Origin of the sequence: Streptoverticillium olivoreticuli subsp. olivoreticuli (assembly GCF_003391135.1) — a bacterium.
GTDB classification, from domain to species: Bacteria; Actinomycetota; Actinomycetes; order Streptomycetales; family Streptomycetaceae; genus Streptomyces; species Streptomyces blastmyceticus.
In genome coordinates this window covers 358588-377345 of the sequence record NZ_CP031455.1, presented here as the reverse complement: position 1 = coordinate 377345, position 18758 = coordinate 358588, and the positions used below count along the sequence as shown (strand labels likewise).

At 65.9% G+C, this 18758-nt stretch carries 15 protein-coding genes and 6 pseudogenes; 12 read left to right on the top strand and 9 right to left on the bottom strand.

Going from position 1 to position 18758, the window contains the following annotated elements; all coding sequences use genetic code 11:
- Positions 1-14: 14 nt before the first annotated feature.
- Positions 15-206 carry a hypothetical protein gene (locus tag DXZ73_RS38690; protein ID WP_205519406.1) on the top strand — a complete coding sequence of 64 codons (192 nt, stop codon included), beginning with the start codon at positions 15-17 and terminating at the stop codon, positions 204-206.
- A gap of 3 nt (positions 207-209) precedes the next feature.
- Positions 210-411, top strand: a pseudogene (locus DXZ73_RS01630) (transposase); the annotation flags it as partial.
- A gap of 752 nt (positions 412-1163) precedes the next feature.
- Here DXZ73_RS01630 and DXZ73_RS40440 read toward each other — a convergent pair.
- Both DXZ73_RS40440 and DXZ73_RS01615 read right to left on the bottom strand, forming a co-directional pair.
- A pseudogene (locus DXZ73_RS40440) lies at positions 1164-1331 on the bottom strand (hypothetical protein); the annotation flags it as partial.
- Between the two features lie 534 nt (positions 1332-1865).
- A pseudogene (locus DXZ73_RS01615) lies at positions 1866-1980 on the bottom strand (IS5/IS1182 family transposase); the annotation flags it as partial.
- Between the two features lie 5 nt (positions 1981-1985).
- On the opposite strand from DXZ73_RS01615, the pseudogene DXZ73_RS40245 reads away from it, so the two are divergent.
- The 5 genes and pseudogenes from DXZ73_RS40245 to DXZ73_RS01585 form a co-directional block, all read left to right on the top strand.
- A pseudogene (locus DXZ73_RS40245) lies at positions 1986-2412 on the top strand (IS5/IS1182 family transposase); the annotation flags it as partial.
- A 510-nt stretch (positions 2413-2922) separates the two neighbouring features.
- On the top strand, positions 2923-4041 hold the full coding sequence (locus tag DXZ73_RS01600; protein WP_162889954.1) for a TolB family protein: 1119 nt from the start codon (positions 2923-2925) through the stop codon (positions 4039-4041).
- A gap of 442 nt (positions 4042-4483) precedes the next feature.
- Positions 4484-4699 (top strand): annotated as a pseudogene (locus tag DXZ73_RS01595) (transposase); the annotation flags it as partial.
- 269 nt (positions 4700-4968) lie between these two features.
- Positions 4969-5739 carry a class I SAM-dependent methyltransferase gene (locus DXZ73_RS01590; protein ID WP_116209264.1) on the top strand — a complete coding sequence of 257 codons (771 nt, stop codon included), beginning with the start codon at positions 4969-4971 and terminating at the stop codon, positions 5737-5739.
- Between the two features lie 57 nt (positions 5740-5796).
- Complete coding sequence (locus DXZ73_RS01585; RefSeq protein WP_116209263.1) at positions 5797-6375, top strand: hypothetical protein; 579 nt, start codon at positions 5797-5799, stop codon at positions 6373-6375.
- A 528-nt stretch (positions 6376-6903) separates the two neighbouring features.
- On the opposite strand, the gene DXZ73_RS01580 is transcribed toward DXZ73_RS01585, so the two are convergent.
- Positions 6904-7881, bottom strand: a complete 978-nt coding sequence (locus DXZ73_RS01580) for a hypothetical protein (protein WP_116209262.1) — start codon at positions 7879-7881, stop codon at positions 6904-6906.
- A gap of 77 nt (positions 7882-7958) precedes the next feature.
- Here DXZ73_RS01580 and DXZ73_RS01575 point away from each other — a divergent pair, with 77 nt between their 5' ends.
- The 4 genes from DXZ73_RS01575 to DXZ73_RS01565 all read left to right on the top strand — a co-directional run bounded on the left by DXZ73_RS01575 (position 7959) and on the right by DXZ73_RS01565 (position 11723).
- Positions 7959-8549 carry a TetR/AcrR family transcriptional regulator gene (locus DXZ73_RS01575; protein WP_162889951.1) on the top strand — a complete coding sequence of 197 codons (591 nt, stop codon included), beginning with the start codon at positions 7959-7961 and terminating at the stop codon, positions 8547-8549.
- A gap of 458 nt (positions 8550-9007) precedes the next feature.
- Entirely contained in the window at positions 9008-9643 is a 636-nt protein-coding gene (locus tag DXZ73_RS01570) for a recombinase family protein (RefSeq protein WP_240351070.1), read from the top strand.
- The gene (locus tag DXZ73_RS39050; protein ID WP_240351068.1) at positions 9577-9945 is read left to right on the top strand and encodes a hypothetical protein; all 369 of its coding nucleotides are present in this window, start codon (positions 9577-9579) and stop codon (positions 9943-9945) included. The genes DXZ73_RS01570 and DXZ73_RS39050 overlap by 67 nt, the downstream gene beginning before the upstream one ends.
- Positions 9946-10235: 290 nt before the next feature.
- Positions 10236-11723: a lipase family alpha/beta hydrolase gene (locus DXZ73_RS01565; protein ID WP_116209260.1), complete on the top strand. Its 1488-nt coding sequence runs from the start codon at positions 10236-10238 to the stop codon at positions 11721-11723.
- A 326-nt stretch (positions 11724-12049) separates the two neighbouring features.
- On the opposite strand, the pseudogene DXZ73_RS39045 reads toward DXZ73_RS01565, so the two are convergent.
- Positions 12050-12891, bottom strand: a pseudogene (locus DXZ73_RS39045) (Tn3 family transposase).
- Positions 12892-12967: 76 nt separating this feature from the next.
- Between DXZ73_RS39045 and DXZ73_RS01555 the strand changes: the two are divergent.
- Positions 12968-14362 carry a hypothetical protein gene (locus tag DXZ73_RS01555; protein WP_116209259.1) on the top strand — a complete coding sequence of 465 codons (1395 nt, stop codon included), beginning with the start codon at positions 12968-12970 and terminating at the stop codon, positions 14360-14362.
- 849 nt (positions 14363-15211) lie between these two features.
- On the opposite strand, the gene DXZ73_RS01545 is transcribed toward DXZ73_RS01555, so the two are convergent.
- From DXZ73_RS01545 to DXZ73_RS01525, 5 genes are all read right to left on the bottom strand, one after another.
- Positions 15212-15622 carry a VOC family protein gene (locus tag DXZ73_RS01545; RefSeq protein ID WP_116215356.1) on the bottom strand — a complete coding sequence of 137 codons (411 nt, stop codon included), beginning with the start codon at positions 15620-15622 and terminating at the stop codon, positions 15212-15214.
- A gap of 81 nt (positions 15623-15703) precedes the next feature.
- Positions 15704-16096, bottom strand: coding sequence for a helix-turn-helix domain-containing protein (locus DXZ73_RS01540; RefSeq protein ID WP_205519078.1), 393 nt, complete (start codon positions 16094-16096; stop codon positions 15704-15706).
- 157 nt (positions 16097-16253) lie between these two features.
- Complete coding sequence (locus tag DXZ73_RS01535; protein WP_205519077.1) at positions 16254-17114, bottom strand: hypothetical protein; 861 nt, start codon at positions 17112-17114, stop codon at positions 16254-16256.
- Positions 17115-17612: 498 nt separating this feature from the next.
- Positions 17613-18113 (bottom strand): VanZ family protein, encoded by a 501-nt coding sequence (locus DXZ73_RS01530; RefSeq protein WP_116209256.1) that lies wholly within the window; start codon positions 18111-18113, stop codon positions 17613-17615.
- A 289-nt stretch (positions 18114-18402) separates the two neighbouring features.
- Complete coding sequence (locus tag DXZ73_RS01525) at positions 18403-18756, bottom strand: hypothetical protein (RefSeq protein ID WP_116209255.1); 354 nt, start codon at positions 18754-18756, stop codon at positions 18403-18405.
- Between the last annotated feature and the right edge of the window lie 2 nt (positions 18757-18758).

Genomic DNA, 18758 nt, shown 5'->3' with positions numbered 1-18758 from the left:
CGCACCGCTCAACTTTGAAGACCCAGTTTGCCCACCTCGTCGGCCCGTCCGCCCAGCCGCTCGTCGCCCTCAGCAAGGCGGCTCTCGCCCACGGCATCACCCAGGCGTCGATCGTGCTCGCCGCTATCACCACGGCAGGAGTGATTCTCGTGCCCCTGTGGGCTCCCGGCAGGCGTCCTCAACTGGGCAACGGGGCCTTCCTGTAGGAGATGAGGAAATTTGTCTACTCGACGAATCTGATCGAGTCGACCAACGCACGGCTGCGGAAAGCCACCCGAAACCTTAGGCACTTCCCCTCCGAGCAAGCGGTGTTGAAGGTCCTCCATCTCGCCGTCCGTGAGCAGATCCCCCCCCGAAGCGCGCGATATCAACCACGTCGCGCCACGCTGGAAGAAGGCGCTGAACCAATGATTGCAGAGTGGGGTTGACGGGTTCGAGGATGCAGCAGGTAAGGGATCGATGACTTCGTCATTGCGGGCGCTTGCATTTTCAAGATCTAGTGGTCCGGGCGAAGAGTGGACCGTTCAGACACCGCAGCACCCGTCGGCGTGGGGAGAGGAAAACCAACATTCGAGTGTTCGGCGATTAAACCCTCCGGTGTATCCATGGCTTCCAAGAGCAAGAGCGATGGGCGGACCCCTAAGAACATGGACCGTTGAAGGAGACGATTAAAGGTGGCCCGTAACGCAGCTGTGCCCATCAGTTGGTGTCTGTCTGAGGGCGAGCCGGTACTCGGCCGTTCTACGGTGCTGTCGGTGCTGTTGGGGGAGCGGGTGGCTGGCCGGGGTTGCCTCTGGAGACTGGCTGTTGCCGCCAGGCGGTGGGTCGCGGCGGCCCCCCCGCTCCCTTCAGCCAGGGCGGAGCTCCTGGTTGAGAGAGGTGGTCGGAAGGCTTTGAGTTATGAGGCTCACAGCCTGTTTTCCCTGGTAGACACATTGATTTGTGAGGCTGTGAGCTGTGAGAAGCCTCGGCTGGTGGCACTCTGGCTGCGGTATGGCCGATACCCCAGGGCGTGGCCGTGCCTGACGATCCGTCCGGGGCGGCGGCGCAGGGGGAGAATGTGGGGCTATGCATAGCCGACGGCGAGGCATCTTTGCTGTTTGACATAAAGCTAAGCCCCAAACTGGTAAGGAAGGTGATGTGGTCGGCGGATTGGAGGTGCGTCACTCCATGAAACGGTCGACCTTCCAACGTTCGCTCGATCGAGGGGCACAGTAAGGGTGCCCTGCTGGGTGGTAGTCACCACGTCCGGTGTTGTTGCTCTCGCGCATGAGGATTTGGTCGCCCGGCGGGGTGATCTCCATGCAGCTCTCTCCGCCAGTCCCGGAGAAGGAGGATTTTCGTCACTGGATCTTTGTGCTCATTCTGTGGTCTATCGCAAGTCTCGGGTTATATGGTGGATGAACTGTCTTGACTTTTCAGTGTAGAGCGCGGCCCGTTCAGTGATATCGAGCAGTTTTCGATGCCTCTGAAGCCCCATCTCGGCCAGATTCCAGGCTCGCCCGTGGGCCCGGATCTATTTGGGTCACTGAGTGTTTTTACTCTTGAGAGTGAGGGCGGTTTGGGTCTTGAACTCCGAACCCTGAACATGTCTTATACGGTTTCGATCAGTGTAGTTGAGCTTGATTCTGACGGGAATCTCGGATCGGTCGAGGTCAGCTGCCGAGGGTTCGCCAGGATTTTGTCCGGGGGCGGGGGATCCCGTGTTGGTCCAGGAAGTTCTGGAAGGCGGTCGGCGGTCGTGGTGAGCGGGGTTCCTCGACTGCTGTCAGGCCGCTGAGCCGCTCGATATTCACGGCGATTGCCGTGAATACGTGTTGCAGATGGGCTTTGGGCTGTCCCCGGAAGTGGCAGTGGCGCATGCAACCAGATCGGGGTGCCGTCCGGCCGCGCCAGGACTTGGACGTTCATGCCGTGGTGACGGTGCTTCATCGAGTAGTACGGCTCGTCGACGGCCACCCGATCCGTCCTGATCAGGGTGTCGGCTGATCATCGGCGTCGTCGTCCTGGCCGCCTCCGCACATGACAACGCCGCCGGCACCGTACTGCTCGACCAGGCCGCCGAACGGTGCGGGATGCGTCTGGAGAAAGCCCTGGACCAGGGTTTCAAGGACGAAGTGGTCATCCGCGCGGCGCGTTGTTGGACATTGTTGTCGAGGCCGTCCGCCGCAACCGGGCCGACCAGGGCGAAGACTTCGTCCCCTGCAGCCGATGCGATGGGTGGTCGAGCAGGTCAACGGCACGTTGCTGCTGCACCGGCGCCCGGCCCGCAGATACGACCACCGCCCCGACAACTCCGCCTCGCGCGTCTACCGGGCCTCCACCGCGAACATGGTCCGCCGCCTCACCACCCCTGCACCGGCCTGGCGTGACACCCTCGGGATGGCCGCGTGGACATCGCCGAACTCCTGAGGGATCTCCAGGCGCGGCGCGATGAGGCCACCACCCGGGCCGGTGAACTGCGCGACCAGATCGACTACTTCACAGCCGCTCTCTCACCGGGATCGGGGCACGTCTCGCGGATCTGGCCACCACCTGGAAGGTCATCGCCGAACTCGAGGCGACCGGGTACTCACCGGATCCGGCCGAGTCCAGCACGGCCTACCAGGCCATCGTGAACGTCTTAACCAACACCCCGACCAGGCATTCAGAGTCCGCGACCGCACGAACTTCTCGGCATGCCCACCGACGACCCCGCCCTGAACGTCAACCGCAGCCGCCTCGGATGCCCCACCAGCCAGGGCTTCCTCACTCAACCCGGATGAGGCCGCTACCAGAAACGGATTTAATGTCCTCTCATATGGCCGGAATGCTCCTCTCGATATGTCATGTACGCATTGACCCTGTAGCGCCATCGCGGTTGGATCTCTGCGGTCCTCCAGTGGGGAACTGGAGGAGAGACGTGTCCTGCCTGGGGGGAAAATGAGGAAAAACGCGAACCGGAGCACCAGCAGACGTGTGCGGGCCGCCCTGAGCATGGCGGTCGCGGTCTGTGCGGTCACGGCGCTGCTGCCCGCAGCCGCCTCGGCCGAGCCCACGGCCGTGGCGGGCGGTCTCGGAGCCGGTGTCGAGAGGGTCAGTGTCGCGGCCGACGGCACCCAGGCCGACGGCAACTCGGCCGGCGCCTCGATCACGTCCGACGGCCGCCACGTCGTCTTCTCGTCGTCGGCGAAGAACCTCACCCCCGGCGGCACGACGGGGGGCGACCGGGTGTACGTCCGCGACCAGCGGACAGGGCAGATCAAGCAGATGGGGGACCTGACCCCGCTCCAGCCCCCGGTGATCAGCGGTGACGGGGAATACGTCGCCTATTCGCTGCGGTGGATGAAAAACGTACGGGTTCGCCAGTACGAGGTGAGCACTGGAAGGACGGCTTCCGCCGACTGCTGGGCTTACAGCTGCAACCAGCCGTCGCTGAGCGCGAACGGCCACTCCATCGCCCTGGCCATCCTCATCAAGCAACCGTCGTCGCCCGAGCGCCAGCGCATCGAGGTTCAGGACTGGAACAGCGGCGGCGTCAAGGTGACCGTCGCCGAACTCGACCACACCTCCCCGTCCCAGCCGTCCATCAGCGGCGACGGCCGCTATGTCGCTTACCAGGACGGCGAGGCGGGGGACGTCTTCGTGTGGGACCGGACCAGCGGCACCACCTCCGGCCCGATCGAGGACTCGTCCGCGGGGGCGACACTGGTCCAGCTCAGCAACGACGGCAGCAAGGTCGTCTACCTCTCGGGCTCCGACACCTACGTCTACGACGTGCACTCGGGCTCCGCCCAACTGGTGCCGAATGCGCGGGGCGTGGCCATCGATCCCACCGGCCGCTATCTGCTGTACGCCCCGAACGGCACGAACGGACCGTCGCTCACGCTGCGAGACCTGCAGACAGGCACCGACGAGATCGTCTCGAACCAGCCCGCCTCGGCCGAGACCAACGCGGTCAGCGCCGGTGGGCACGACGTGGTCTTCCAGTCCACGGCCGGCGACATCGTGCCCGGCGACACCAACGGCAAGTCGCACATCTACGTCCGCCACCTCTTCTGACCGCCCCGGCACCCGCAACGGAGCAGGCGGCCGAGGAAGGTCCCACTCGGGAACCCGGCTCGGCTGAGGATGGAGCGTGATGTCCTCAAGCGATCGGTGGTCCTGTGGGTCCAGGAGGCGACTGGTGAGCGTGGCCGAACTCGTCATGCTCGGCGTCCCGCACGGGTTGGCCGAGTACGTCTCAGGGTCTGATCTGCGCCCCGAAGATGTGAGCTGAACTCCTGCTGACGCAAGGCCGGTTGTTTCCGACAGGCCCTACTGTCCCTGGTGCGCCTGCGTACGAACGAGACACTGTCGAAGCCGGAATTCGGCTGACGCCGCGTATGTCCTGCCCCTCATACCGAGAGGGGCAGGACACACCACCCCGGCGGTCCGGGACCCGGCGGTGGCTCCGCCTCAGCATTATCCAGGGCCTGGACCGGAGCGGGCCGCGGGCAATGGGTCCCGTGCAGTGGTGACCGCCACTGGTATCACCGAGGACGGCGGCCGGAAGGTCCTCGGCGTGATGGTCGGCGACAGCGAGACCGAGGCATTCTGGACCGATTTCCTGCGTCGCCTGCACGAACGCGGCCTGAGCGGAGCCGTCTGGCTCCTCGCCGGTCATGACACGGGTCTGGTTGCCGCGATCCGCAAGGTGATGATCAGCGCTGCCTACCGTCTTTCCCCGGCCGCTACGTCCCCGAAGGCGGCATGGATGAGCTCTACCCCGAACTCCCTGAAAGCGCCCCAGCTACCCAACACCACCAACACGCGCACTAGCTGATCCCCTACACCACGACAAGGGACACGATCCGTCGTCACTCTGTACTGCGTACTGCAGTTGCGTTTGAGGTGACGAAGGCGCTGGTGGATCGTTGGTCGGGGCATGACTGTGGACTCAGTGGACTCATCCGCACAGCGTTATGGCGATGTGCTGTTCTCCTCCGGATGCGACGGCGAGCGGGAGCGTCTGGGCGGCATGGCCTGCGGATTGGACCCGGTCAGCCAAGACGTGCTGCTGGGGCTCGGTGTCGGGTGCGGCTGGCACTGTCTGGACATCGGAGCGGGGACGGCACCCTCAGTCACTGGCTGAGCTGGCAGGTGGGGGCACGGGTCACTGTGGTGGACCGCGACACGGCGTTCCTCCAAGAATGCTCCGGCGAACTGGACGTGCTCCAGGCGGATATCACCGATCCTGGATTCCAGCCGGGCCAGTTCGATCTGGTGCACGCACGCCTGGTGTTGATGCATGTACATGAGCGTGAAGACCTACTGCCCCGGATGCTCTCCTGGCTCAAGCCGGGCGGACTGCTGGTGCTCACCGACGCCGTCATGCTTCCCGGAGCGCAGCTGCTGCACCCGCACTACCGCGAAGCGGTGACAGGGCACTTCCGGATGATGGCCGAGGTGATCGGCAGCGACCTGCACTTCGCGAACCGGTACCCGCAGGCGTTTGCCGGTTTGGGGCTGACTGCGACCGGGACACACGCGTACCAGCCAGTTGTCGGCGCGGACCATAGGTTCACCGAGTTCGTCGAGGGCACCCTGCGCCAGTCCCGGCACTTCCTCCTCACCAACGGCATGCGGCCGGCCGCGCTCGACGAGGTACTCGACTACGTGCGCCGGCCCGACACCCGGGAGCGATTTTTCGAACTGCGCACGGCATGGGGACGCAAGCCGCTCCCCTCGCCCCAGGGTCAGTACCCGGACCACCCCTGACGCATCCCCGACAGCCCTGACGTACGAACACCCCACCTCCCAGCGAAGGTTGCCCTCGTGCACCAGACGGCCCCCGCCGTTCCCTCACCCCTTCGTTCCCACTCGGAGAACCTGGACCCACGCATCGCACAATTCACCTCCCCGGCCACCCGCATACTGCTGGCAGGAGACGGCCTGACCACGGTGCTCCTCCAAGCCGCGTCACAAGCGCTGCTGGACATCCGCACCGACGCCATCGAGCAGACCCGCGCGAACGCCCTCGGCGACACCGAAGCGGTGTCCGCACTGCACCTGCAGGATCAAGAGCTGTGCTGGTTGCGCCACAGCCGCCTGCTCACGCCAGGCGGTGCGACGATTTCACTCAACAAGGTCGTCGCGCCGACAGCACGTGACCCCCGTTTGGACGCGGCCATGGGAGACCCGGAACGGCCCCTCGGATTCGCACTGAGCCGGGCCGGGCTCACCACAGTACGGCGACTGCACAACGTCGGCCGTGCCCGGTGGCCCGCAGGCGGCGATCAGCTCTGTGCGTTCAAGACGTACACCATGCACGGCCCCGGGGGCGTACTGGTCTTCGTACACGAGAGGTACAGTCCCGACTGGTTCTCTGCGGCCCCCGACGTCCCGGCAGGCTGATGGACTGTCAACGGACGTGCTCTGGCTCTTCGGAGCTTTCGTGAAGCGGCCTGCGGCTGGTCAGCGCGCGAGCAGGATGCGTCTCCGGAGAAGGCCGAAGCCGACCCGGGCGTTGTGCTGGCGTTTGAGGAGCTCGATTCTCGTGACGTTGCCTTCGACGGCGCCGGAGTTCAGGGGGAGGGTGAGGCCGGCGGTGACGGCGTCGAGGTCCTTTGCGGAGCCCGTTGGTGAAGGTGCAGGTTTCCTTGACCTGGGATTCGTCGGCCTGGGCGAGCCAGGCGCCCAGACGGTGCCCGTCGCGGCGGCGGATGGTTCCGTGCCTCCAGCGGCAGGCCACGCAGGAACAGGGCGATTCCGTCGACGGGATGACGGCAGATGCGGACAGGGGTTGCAACGGCATGGCAGGGCTTCTTGTGCGTCCGGATGGTTTCGTCACCCCTGGACTACCAAGAGGCCCTGCTTCTGCACGCAGCTGTCGCTGAACCGGCCCACCCGCCGAAAACTGTGGACCAGCTTGTTCACGGACACTCAGGTGGCCAGCGGGATCAGTATGAGGAGCGGGATGAACAAGGTCCATTGCGGCAGGGTGAGGACCGCTGAGCCGAAGGCGTCCAGGTCGATGGCGAAGAATACGCCGGTGAACGCGGCGGCGATGAACCAGACATAAGCCAGAAGTGGCCGCGCGGTTCGGCGGTCGGCACGTGCGGCCCAGGCCAGAGCCACGGGGAGCGAGGCCAGTAGCAGGGTGCATAGGTGCCAGAGCACGCGGAAGAGTTGTTTGACCGGGGCGTCGAGGTTTGAGTGGACCAGGGGGCCGACGAACTCCGGGGTGCCGCCGAACAGGTGGAGGGCGGCGATCGCCGCGGCGATGGTGGCCGCCGTCCAGAGCGGCCATCGGCGGGAGGTCGCGGTGCTGATGTCGGGCATGAGGGTCTCCAGAAGTGATGGGATCTGGCCGGCGTCTGTCGGCCGTGGCACTCGGCCCGGGCAGACGGGTGGCTTGCCAGGGGTAAGCCGTCGGCGTATCCGTGCGGGCAGCGGCGAGGCGGCGGCGCGAAGTCCTGCGAGATGGAGCAGTCCGGTTGTCAGCGCGAAGCCGGAGAAGGCGAGCTCTCGCAGTGGAAGAGATGTGGGGGAGAGTGCTCTGGTCGGGATCTCGGGGAGCAGGGCGAGCCCGCGGAGCAGATAGATCGCGGTGATCACCGTCAGTGCCGGCGCGAGTCCGGGCAGCAGGCGGAGCAGCCCGGCCGCCGACCACGCGTATGCCGCCGCGACGGCGAGCAGCGCGGCTATGCCGACCATGGTCACGGTCGGGATCGGTGACTGATGGTCCGCCAGGCGGGCGAGGTGTTCGCCGGCGCCGAAGTACCGGAATCCAGCGCCGCCGTAGAACGGCAGCGCGAGGTGCAGTACGCCGACGGCCAGGCTCAGTGCGCCGGCGGCTGCGAGGGCTCGGGTGCGGAGGTCGTCTCGATCGGGCTTCGTCGGTGCCGGCGGATTGGGCATGGTGTCTCTGCACCTCCTGAAAGCGAGGAAGAGTTCTAGAATCTGGATTCTAGAACATGTCGCCTACCATTGGTGGCATGGGTCGCCCGTCGAAGTTCACCGAGGATCAGTTCCTGGACGCCGCACTGCGGTTGGTCTCCGCCGGAGGGCCCGACGCGGCGACGGTCGCAGCTGTCGCCGGGGCCCTCGGGGCACCGGTAGGCTCGGTCTACCACCGGTTCGACTCCCGCGACCTGCTCCTGGCGAAGCTGTGGCTGCGAACAGTGCGACGGTTCCAGTTGGGGTTTCTGCAGGCCCTCGCGAGCGACGATCTGGACGAGGCGGCCCTGGGCGCGGCGCTGCACGTGAACACATGGGCGCGTGGGCATCTCGATGAGGCACGCGTGCTGCTGCTCTACCGTCGCGAGGACCTGGCAGCCCGTTGGCCGGCCGAACTCGGCGACGAGGTCGCCACGGTCAACGCGGCCGTCTTCGACGCACTGCACGACTACGCGTCGCGCCGGTACGGAAGCGCGGATCCGGAGCACGTCCAGCGGGTGACCTTCGCGGTGGTGGACGTGCCCTACGCGGCCGGCCGCCGCCACCTCCTCGCCGGTGAAGCGCCGCCGATCCTCATCGACGACTTGGTCGCCGTCACCTGCCGTTGCGTGCTGGCCGATCGCGATTGACCCGCTCGGCTCGGTGGCGACCTCGATTCACGCTGCCTACGCCCAACACGACAATGGCCGCAGATCTCACCACGGCCGGGCCACCCCGCCGCCGGCGTCACCGGCCACGAGTCCCGCCGCGTTCAGGGGGTCCAGCCAAGGTAAGCCGAAAAGGGGCAGCGGGATGATCTTGGAGCTCCGAGACGGCGGAGGGAGAGGCTGCCGGCGTTCTCATAAACGGGGGGGGCCTTTGCCCGAGCAAGATCAAAATGGGCCGTGTGGAGATCGCGGAACACCGGATCGGTTCGCAGAACTCGTTCTCTCGCAAAGGTGAGTTCGGGGCACTTCTGAGAATCGTTTGTGACAGCATCCGTGGGCATGACGGTCCCTCAAGAGGCTTCCCCGAGCGACGCCGACGACGTCGAGCGCCACCCCTGCCCCCGCTGCAAGGCCGACCCCGGCTCGCCAAGCTCCTGCGCGTGCCCACCCCCGCCGACCGTGGTCCCGGCCAGCCGTGGCGCCCCGGCACCCCGGTCCCGCTCGCCCTCGCGCCGGACACCCCGACCGCCGACATCCGCATCGGGTACGCGCGCTGCTCGACGCTCACCCAGGAACTCCAGTCGCAGCTCGACGCCCTCGCCAAGCACGGCATCCCGCGCGACAAGGTGTTCTCCGAGAAGATCAGCACCCGGGTCCGCGTCCGGCCCCAGTTCGAGGCCGCGCTCGCGCTGGCCCGCCAGATCAAAGCGCACGCCCCGCACTGCCGGGTCATCTTCACCGTGTACGAGATGAAGCGCCTCGGCCGCGACGCCGCCGAACTCACTGCGCTCGCCGACCACCTCACGGCCCACGGCCTAGTCCTGGAAATGCTCGCCGGGCCCCTGCCCGGGATGTACGACCCGGGCGGCCCCGGCCGTCTGCTGTTCGCGTTCTTCGCAGCGATGGCGGAGACCGAGCGGGAGAACATCCGCGAGTCGACCCTCGAAGGACTCGACGCGGCAGCCCGCAAAGGCAAGCACGGCGGCCGGCCTCCGTCATCACCGAGGACATGCTGCACACCGTGCTCCGTCGCCGCGCGAACGGAGAGTCGGTCAAACAGATCCAACCCGACCTGATCATCCCCACCGGCAAACGCAAGGGTCAGGCCCCCAGCGTCGCGAGCATCTACCGCGCGCTCGCCGAGCACGAGAAGCAGGAGGCGTACCCCGAAGCCGTCGCGGCAGCGCACGCCGACTTCGCCGGCCTCCAGGACGCCGACGGCATTCCTCGCCCCCGCCGGATCCGCATCCGACGCCCCGGCGACCCGCTCACAACCGAAGAAGCCGACCTCCGCCAGCGACTCCAGACCAGCCTCGCCCGAACTCAGAGACCGCCACCCGGGAACCATGATCGTTCTCAGCGCCAATCACTGTACTGATGTTCCCCAGCCCCGTATACGAGCGCAGCGGCACATGAAGGGGTATGGCAGGTTGCACAGCAGCACGCCCGGGACACAGCCGAGGCGCAAATGCGCCCTGTCGCTCACGGACATGACGGTTCTACGCTGCCGGTGCCGGGAGTCCTCCGAGCAGCGGACGCCCCCGGATCCGCCTGACCGCCGTCAGGATGTTCTCCCATGTGTTTCCTTGGGCTGCGAGGGAAGTGGAGCAACCTTCGTCACTGCGGCGCACCAATGTGGGATGAAAGAGGCTCACGGAAGGAAGTTTCATGACCTCTCGTAAACGTATTGAACCGTCCAGTGATGTCGGGGCATTAGCAGCACAATCTTTACCTGCCCAGGCAGTCACACACGTCACCCCCTCCACCCCAACGGAAGTAAAGATCTATCTCTGCACCGGGCCCGGCCATTGCCTCGCGGACCTTGACAGTGAAGGGAGGCCGACATACAGCGAGAGTGGAGCGGAGATTACAGCAAGAGCCAAGCCCGATGGCTCTGGAGATTTCGGCCTGACACTTCCGGACGGAAGGGTCATACACAGCGCGCTTAAGCCGGGCGTGCCCGTGTTTTCCGAGATAGGCGACCCCGCATCGTGGATGGGTTTCTCCGTGACGGACGGGAAAATCTCGTACGTTTTTCTCGAGGTGCGGGAAGTAAGTCCCTCGGACAGTCACTGGAGCGTTGACGTGAGCTCCACAGGCGCCGCGATCAATGCATACACTTCACCTAAGGGCGGGATTTGGGAGGGCTTCCAGAAGGACCACCCCGAACCTCCTCCGCCTCCGCCCCCGCCGGAGAAGCTCCCGGTCGTGTTCGTGCACGGCATGAACGACGACGCCTCCGCCTTCGATAGCATGAAGCAGGAGTTCAGGGAAGCGGGCTGGAAAGACGAAGACCTCTTCGCCTGGGCTTATGGCGAGTGGAAAGACTCCAACTTTACGAACGCTCAGCGCTTCAAGCAAGCCGTGAACGCAAAGTTCGGTACCAGCAGGCACTTCGAAATCGTCGCTCACTCCCTCGGGAGCATTCCCACCCGACTCGCTCTCGTGCAGGATCCTGAATTCCGGTCACGGGTGAGGACGTGGACCTCCATCGGCGGCCCGAACCGGGGCGCCGGCCAGAACTACTGGAAGACAATGGGGCTTCACATTGTCTGCTCCAGTGACGGAAAAGCGACACAATTCGGGAAGGATAATTTCCCGGATTATGTCAGCGACTCAACCTGTGAGCTCGAGCTTCCCCTCATGGGTGACAGTCTCATGAATACGCTGAACCACACCCCCAATGTCGGGCCGACCCCGGGTCCCACTGATTACGAAGAAATCATCTCAAGGAGCGATGGCACAATCGAGAACGACGCCAGCGAGCTGCCCGGAGCCTCCAACAATCACATCTGGTATGTCGATGGGGTTTCTCACGGGCAGCTGCCGCGGGACGCTGCCGTGATCGCTGGCGTGGTGAGGAGAATCAAGGGAGATCTGCCCCAGCCTCCGCACAACCCTCTCGCTGTCACCGGTTCCGATATCCGTAACGTGGGTGAGGGCGTGAATCTGTATTCTCTCTGGGGTACAGCTGACACGGATGCGGGGGAAGTCGAGGTGCACGTCGGCCGTGCGGAGCGCACCGTCGTCGTCAACGACGGGGAGTGGCGTGTCGACTTCGGATCAGGCGGACCGCGGAGCCTGTCCGGGAGCTTCAGCGGTACCGTCCATGAGCTGCGACGACCGCAACGCACCCAGCCGTTCAAAGTGTCATGACCTCGAAGCTGTAGTCCCGCCGACGCGGTGCGCGGGGCGATAGGGCGGAGCCGGGACCTGGGCGAATTCGGGGTCTGTCCGTCCTGACGAGGTGCCGCCGGATCAATGGGTCTGGCGGCACCTCGCACGTTCCGGGGCCCGCCATTGGGCGGGGCCTTTCGCGTCGGTTTCTCCCGGGTGCCGCCTCAGGCTCCCGCCCGGACGCCGACGTCAGCGGACCCACTCATACGACTCGTCGTCGTGCCATCCGGCGTTGCGCTCGTCGACGTTGAGCAGGTCGTTCACCTCGTCCTCGGCGAGGGCTTCGCCCTGGCCGTCGATGGCCCTCATGATGCCGGAGCCTTGAAGTTGGCCGCATCGCCTGGCGCGCTGCGCGGACCGGGTACGGCCGCGGGCAGGGGCAGTTCGAGGCGCTTGTTCATGTCGAGGCGGAAGGTGCCGTAGGGGTTGATGTTCGACCAGAACAGCGCGGTGAGCCCGCGCCGGTCCTCGGCCGTGAGCCTCGATGCCCAAGCCGGTTCGGACAGGACCTGCTGGAGCAGGAGGGTGTTGACGTGCACGAGCGCGGACTGGAGCAGGTGGAGGGCCAGCATGCTGGTCTCGGCGTGTTCCTTGTCCGGTCCCGTCAGGGCGCCGTCCTTGCCGTAGTGGATGACGGTGTTGGCGCTGTTCCAGTTCTCGACGACCTGGAGGCCGGTGTGGATCTCGCGGCGCAGGTCGGGGCTGGCGAGGTAGTCGCAGGCGAAGATGGTGCGTACGGCGCGGCCGAGTTCTTCGAGGGCGGCGTAGGCGGGGTGCTTGGGGCCGCCGCGAGTGAAGCGGCGCAGGACCTGTTCGGCCTCGGCGGTGCCAGGCGCAGGGCGGTGGCGTACTTGACCATCTGGTCGTACTGCTGGGCGATGAGGTCCCAGTGGATGGGGCGGGTGATCGAGCCGCCGAGGGCCGGCCAGCCGTGAGGGCTGTCGTCGGGCCGGTACAGGCGGATGCTGCCGATGTTCTTCAGCCTCGGGAGCAGGTGGAAGTTCAGCAGCTCGGTGAAGGCGAACCCGACCACGGACGCGCGCCCCTTTTCGCTTACCAGTTCCGGACCCCCGGTAACGGTGGAGCAGAGCGCTGCGGCGATGGCGAGGCGCGGGAAGCGCGAGCCGCTGAGGGCCAGCCGGAGCATCGGGGAATCTCTGCCGTGACGCGGACTCCCGGCCGCGAGACGTAGCCCCCGGGGCAGACGGTTCGTTGCACAGGTCATGACCGAGTATGTCGAGAGCGAGCTCTCCCTCTGGGATCCCGAGCGTGACCTGTTGGCCCTGCCCGGGGCGCCAGGGGCGTCGCATCCGCTGGGCGAACGGGTGCTGTCCGCGTTCGAAGAGGTCCGGTACCGGGTCGTGGCCGAACGGCTGTTGAAGGTGGGCAAGCCGTCCTCGGGCCGGAGTCGGGACCCGTTTCCTGCGATGCCCGCAGTCACGGTTCTCAATCCGTCGGCCGAGCCCGTCCTTCGGCAGCGTGTGCGGACGGTCGTGGAGTGCCTGGAGCGCCTGGTCCAGCGCTATCCGGGTGACGCCGAACTGCAGGACTTCCTGGACGTTCCGCCGGTGTTGAACCGGTGGATTCTTCAGCAGGCCGAGCCGGAACGACTGCGGGTGGACTTCTGCCGCCTGGACCTGCTGGGTGAAAGCCTGGGCTCGGTGCGCGTGCTGGAGTTCAACCCGAGCAGTCCCGGAGGTGTCATCTCCGCGGGCATGATCCACCGTTTCTGGCGCGAGTCGTCGTTCGGCGACCTGCTGGCACAGTGGGGTGTGCCCGAAGCCCCGATGGAACGTCCGGAGTGGTTCGCGGACTGGTTGATCGCGTACGGGCGTGAGCATGGCGTCCGCGAGGAGGACGCCCGACGCGTCGGGGTGTTCCGCTCGCATTGGAGTACCCAGTTCGAACTCGACCAGGTGTGCGCGCAGTTGCTGCGGCGCGGACGAACGCCGGTGGAGCTGGAACCCGATGACACAGAGGGGGCGAAGGCCCTGCGGTTGGGATACCTTAAGTACATTCCGGTCGACCCCGCCGAGGTCGGGCACTGGGAGACGTTCTGCTCGCGCTTGGTCGATGGGGACCTGGTGGTGCCGAACGCACTCGGCGAACGCTGGGTCGCGGAGAACAAGCTCTGTCTGGCGGCCCTGTCCGATCCCCGCTTCCGGCGGCTGTTCACCCCACGGCAGTGCGCGGCTCTCGACGCGCTCGTACCGTACAGCCGCAAGCTCGGCGACGGTCTACGCGAGGAAGAGGCTGTCACCGACCGCGAACGTCTGGTGATGAAGGCCCCTTACAGCTGTCGCGGCGAGTCCGTCGTCATCGGCGCAGACACCCCCGCGGACACCTGGGCCGGCCTGGTCCGGGACCCGGCGCACCGCGGCTGGCTGCTCCAGGAACGCGTCGTGGCATCCGAAGTCGAGACACAGGACGGCACTTACTTCCGGGACCTGGTGGTGCCGGTGCTGGCCGGCCGGGTCATCGGCTACGCGAGCCGCATGAACCAGGGCCACCTCCTGAACGGGTCGCGTGGCGGCGGGGATCCCGCAGTGTTCGCTCCGCACGAGCTCTGCGACGCAACTCCGTGCCCGCCCGCCGCGGTGCCCATCGGGAGAGTGTGACGATGAACGTCGAAACGAGCCACGGACCTCCGGACGGCGTGATACCAACTGGAGCGGGCTGCCTGACGGAACAACGACGGCGCCCGCCCGTGGATGCGCCCGGGCGGGCGCAGACGGCCGTCCCCGTCCCCGTCCAGCATGGCGAAGGCACGGCGCAGCTGCTCCAGAACTCCAGTAACAGCACCCATCGTCGCTTCTCCTCAACTTCCGCTTACCGCGGCATACAGATCACCCGATCGGGGTCACATGAAGATCATCTCGTTGCGCCCTTTTCGGCTCACCCCGGCTGCACGCGAGGCTGTACTGCGGCGGTGACGGCAACCATCAGGCGCCAAGATCAACCTCAAGTCCTCCAGGCCGACGAAATCCCCGGCCCCCGGGCCGAGACGGAGACCGTCGCAGGGTGCCGGTCTTCTGTTGGGATTACTACTCGGACCCCTGGTCACGAGATCCCGTCCGATCGATTCTGATCGGACGGGATCTTTCCGTGGTGGGGGCTTGTTCAAGGTGGTGTTCGAACTCGAGTGTGCCCGTCGGGAGTCGGTCGCCGGTCCGTGGCGCGGCGGTTCGGGGGGTGGTCCTGCGAGACGGTGGGTGGCAGAACGCACGTTGTCGTGGATCTTCCAGCGGCGTCGATGCGTACGCGACTACGAGCGGTTGCCCGAGCGCCACGAAGCCATGGTCAAGTGGTCCATGATCATGTTGATGGCGCGAAGGCTGGCCTGTACTACCAAGCACCCCTAACGATCAGTGTTCACAGGCACTGAGATGGGAAAGCACCATCCGGCACAGCACGCGCACCGACGACCTCATCGAGGACGGGTCGCCGAACGCCGGGAACCCGAAGCCTCAGACCCTCGGCTGGGTGAAGCGGATCCGGTTGCCGAAGGGGTCGCGAAGTCCGCAGTCGGTGCCGTACGGGCGGTCGGTGGGTTCCTCCGTGAACTCCACGCCCCGGCCCAGCAGCGTCTCGTACGTCTTGCGGCAGTCGTCCGTGGTGAGGATGAGCCACCCGCCCATCGCACCCTTGGTCACCAGCTCGCGGACCTGCTCCGCCGTCTCCGGGGACATCGCCGGAGCGCCCGGCTTCTCCAGCAGGATCTGGCGCTCCGGATGACCGGGAACGCTGACGGTCAGCCAGCGCATGAAGCCCAGGTCGACGTCGGCGGCGACCTCTAGGCCGAGCTTGCCGACATAGAAGTCGAGGGCCTCGTCCTGGTCCAGGACGTATATCTGCGATTGCGTGATGGCGTTGAACATGTGCATCACGCTACTGCGCGAGCGGGACGAAAACTTATCCAGAACTGCTCGGTCGACGGACGTCCCGGGCAGGACGGACGCTCAGTCGCTCGGTCGCGTCCACGCCATCGCGAAGCACGTCGGCACGCCCGCGGACACCGCTTCCTTGCGGTACGTCCTCGGCGACCGCCCGACGATGTCGCGGAACGTGCGGCTGAAGGTTCCCGGGCTGCCGAAGCCGACCTGGAAGCAGATGTCCGTCACACTGCGGTCGGTCTCCCGCAGCAGGAACATGGCACGCTCGACACGGCGGCGCTGCAGGTAACGATGCGGCGTCTCACCGAACGTGGCCCGAAAAGTACGCGCGAAGTGCGCCTCCGACACATGGGCGATCCGGGCCAGGGCAGCAACGTCCAGCGGCTGCGCGTAGGCGCGGTCCATCGCATCCCGCGCCCGGAGCATGCGGCGGTTGGTCTCTTCTGCAGCGCGACTCACGGCACCATCACATCATGGTTCTCTGTCGTCGAAGACAGCGTCAGTCCGAGGAACACCGCGCGCGGATCCTGTCGATGAACGCCGGCGCCGACGGCGGCCTGAACGGCTTTGCCGTCGGGGGCGTCATCACCGGCGAGGCCACCCCTGCGGATCAGTCTCAGAGATCGGCTGGGTGGCGACGGGACCCTGTTTCCTGGGTGACAGCGCTGCCGGGGCAGGAAATCTCTTCGAGGGCTCGTCGGAGTTGCTCGAGCTTCGGCGGCAGCAGGTGAACCAGGCCGTACTGGTGACGTCCGCGGTTGTAACTGCGAATGAGGCCGCTTTGTTGCAGCGGCATTCCCGGGACCCTGTGCGTATGCCGACCGTCGTCACCGGCGGCTCCCGCATGGTTGTGGGCCAGCGACACCCAGAGCGCAGTAGCACTTCCTTGCAAGGGCTCGGTCAGCGTGGCCCGGACGGGCAACCAATGGGCCAGGGCTTCTCTGCACAACGGCGACAAGGCAACCATTTCGTCAACTGATTCGAAACCGGTGCCGTGTTGAGGTCGGCGAACGACGCGAATTTGGCTGCGGTCGTCGGTGAGGTCGGCGAGGCGCTGGGTCACCAGTTCGCCGGTGCGTGCTCGGGTGTCGAGCACCACGGCCAGGACGGCGATGAACCGGGCATGCCCGGGGGACTGGATTATCCGAAGGTCATCGTCGAGCCGGTGTCGCAGCGCGGCCAGGTCCCCCTTTCCAGGAGTTGGCCGCAGCTCGACAGGCGCCGACCTGTCCCGAGGCATCGACGGAAATCCTGCCGCGTCCCGGATCAGATCCAAACAGTCCAGCCGTGCGCTATTGGTCGCCGAAGCGGTCGGAGGCTTTTCCCCGTTCACCAAGCGGCTGCGCAATGCGCCGGTCTCGGCGACACGAACGTAATCCCACAGCACCGCGTCATCAAGGAGATAGCTCAGATCGCGGCGGGCTCTGGTGGGCAACACGCCATCCTCCAGTGCTGCCGCAATCTCCTGGAACACCATCCCCAGTTGGCGCCGCCGTGAGCTTCCTGACCGGATGGGAAGGTTTTTGAGAGCTACTAGAGAGGGGCAGTGGTCACCACCACCGTTGTCGAAGCGCAATCGCAGCCTCCCAGCCTGTCGAATTCCCTGTGAGGATGATAGGCGTTATGCGCTCGTTACCGAGGTGTTCCGGGTGTGACGGCAGCCACGAGGTATGGCCCCGGACCGCTCGGAGCAGCAGCGAGATCGCATGGCCCATGCGCATGGCGTATTACGGGGGCTTGTCGCGGTGTCAGAGTTAATAACAGGCCCCATGCGCGCGCGCCTCCGGAGAGTGGCTGCTCCGTCACTACGTGACGGTTCGTTGAAGCGTTGCTCCGCAACGCAAAGATGGAGGAACCCTCCGGGCTCCTCCATGTGAGGACTTGCTGCTCCGTCACTACGTGACGGTCTTGTATTGATGAGGATGCACGGAGGACACCTCCCGGTACAGTCAATCGCAAGATCGCCCCATGCCGGTCAGCCCACGTGACGGCGGCCGTGACGGGCATGCCTGCCATCGCGGGTCGACCAGCCGGGGGCGCTGATGACGGCTGCGGCACAGGCGAAGCCGACAAGGCAGCCGAGCGTGTTGGACAGCAGGTCGTTGATGTCCGAGGTGCGCCCGGAACGGACGAGGTACTGCGTCGTCTCGACGGCGAGGGATCCGAGCAGTCCGAAAAGCCCTGCTGTGAGCGGACGGCATCCGAGCGTGGCGAAGAGAATTCCGCCAGGGAGAAACAGGGCCATGTTCAAGAGGAAATCCACGACGTCGGCGGGGTTGCTGACATCGAGCAGGGAGAAATTGACCGCCTGGCCGCCACCCGACTGTGTGCCGAAGGTGAGGCTGACGACGCCGGCGGCCCACAGCCATACCAGGCTCAGAAGCACTCGCTGCGAGGTGTGGTGGGTCCGGGTGGCCGCGTAGGTTATGGCGCCGCCGACGGTGCCAAGAGCCAGGGCAAGAACGAAGAAAGGCATACAGAACCCTACAAGGTCGGCTGAGAAGTTCGGCGAGATGTCGAGTCAGGTCGGAGCGGGGTGTGGGCGTTGTTGTCCTGTCGGAGCGCGTCCGGCAGATGCTGAATCACGATTTCCGACGCTGTCGCAGCCGGTCTCACGTCGTAAGCCGCGGGCCCGTGCTGAGGAACTTGTGCGCTGGCTCGCACGGTCGGACGCACGTACTGCTGTCCGCGCCGTGCCACAGGCCGCCAAGCCTTTCGGCCAGGCGGCCTGTACTACTTCAGTCGGCCCCGGTCAATGGGTGGCATCAGTTCTCCTGTTTCGCGCCTCCTTGGCCGGCCCAGGGGTGCAAGGACTTGCACTTCTTCGCAGCCTCCTCGAGCCCCGAGAGATTCGAGCCATCGGACTGGAGTTCCTGGCCGTCTCCGCCGGCATAGCCGTTCTCGCGCAGGCACCGCTGGTACTTCTCCAGCTTCTTCTGGACTTCCGCCTCGGACAGCCGGCTTTTGTCCTTCTCCGAGCCGCTGGAGCTATTCCCCTTGGGCTGCTGACTGCTGGTGTCGTCGCCCCCGCCCTCGTCACCGCCGTTGTCCGGACCGCAGGCCGCAAGTGCCAGGACCAGGAGCGGGGCGGCCGCCAGGAGGCGCCATGTGGTGTGCACGT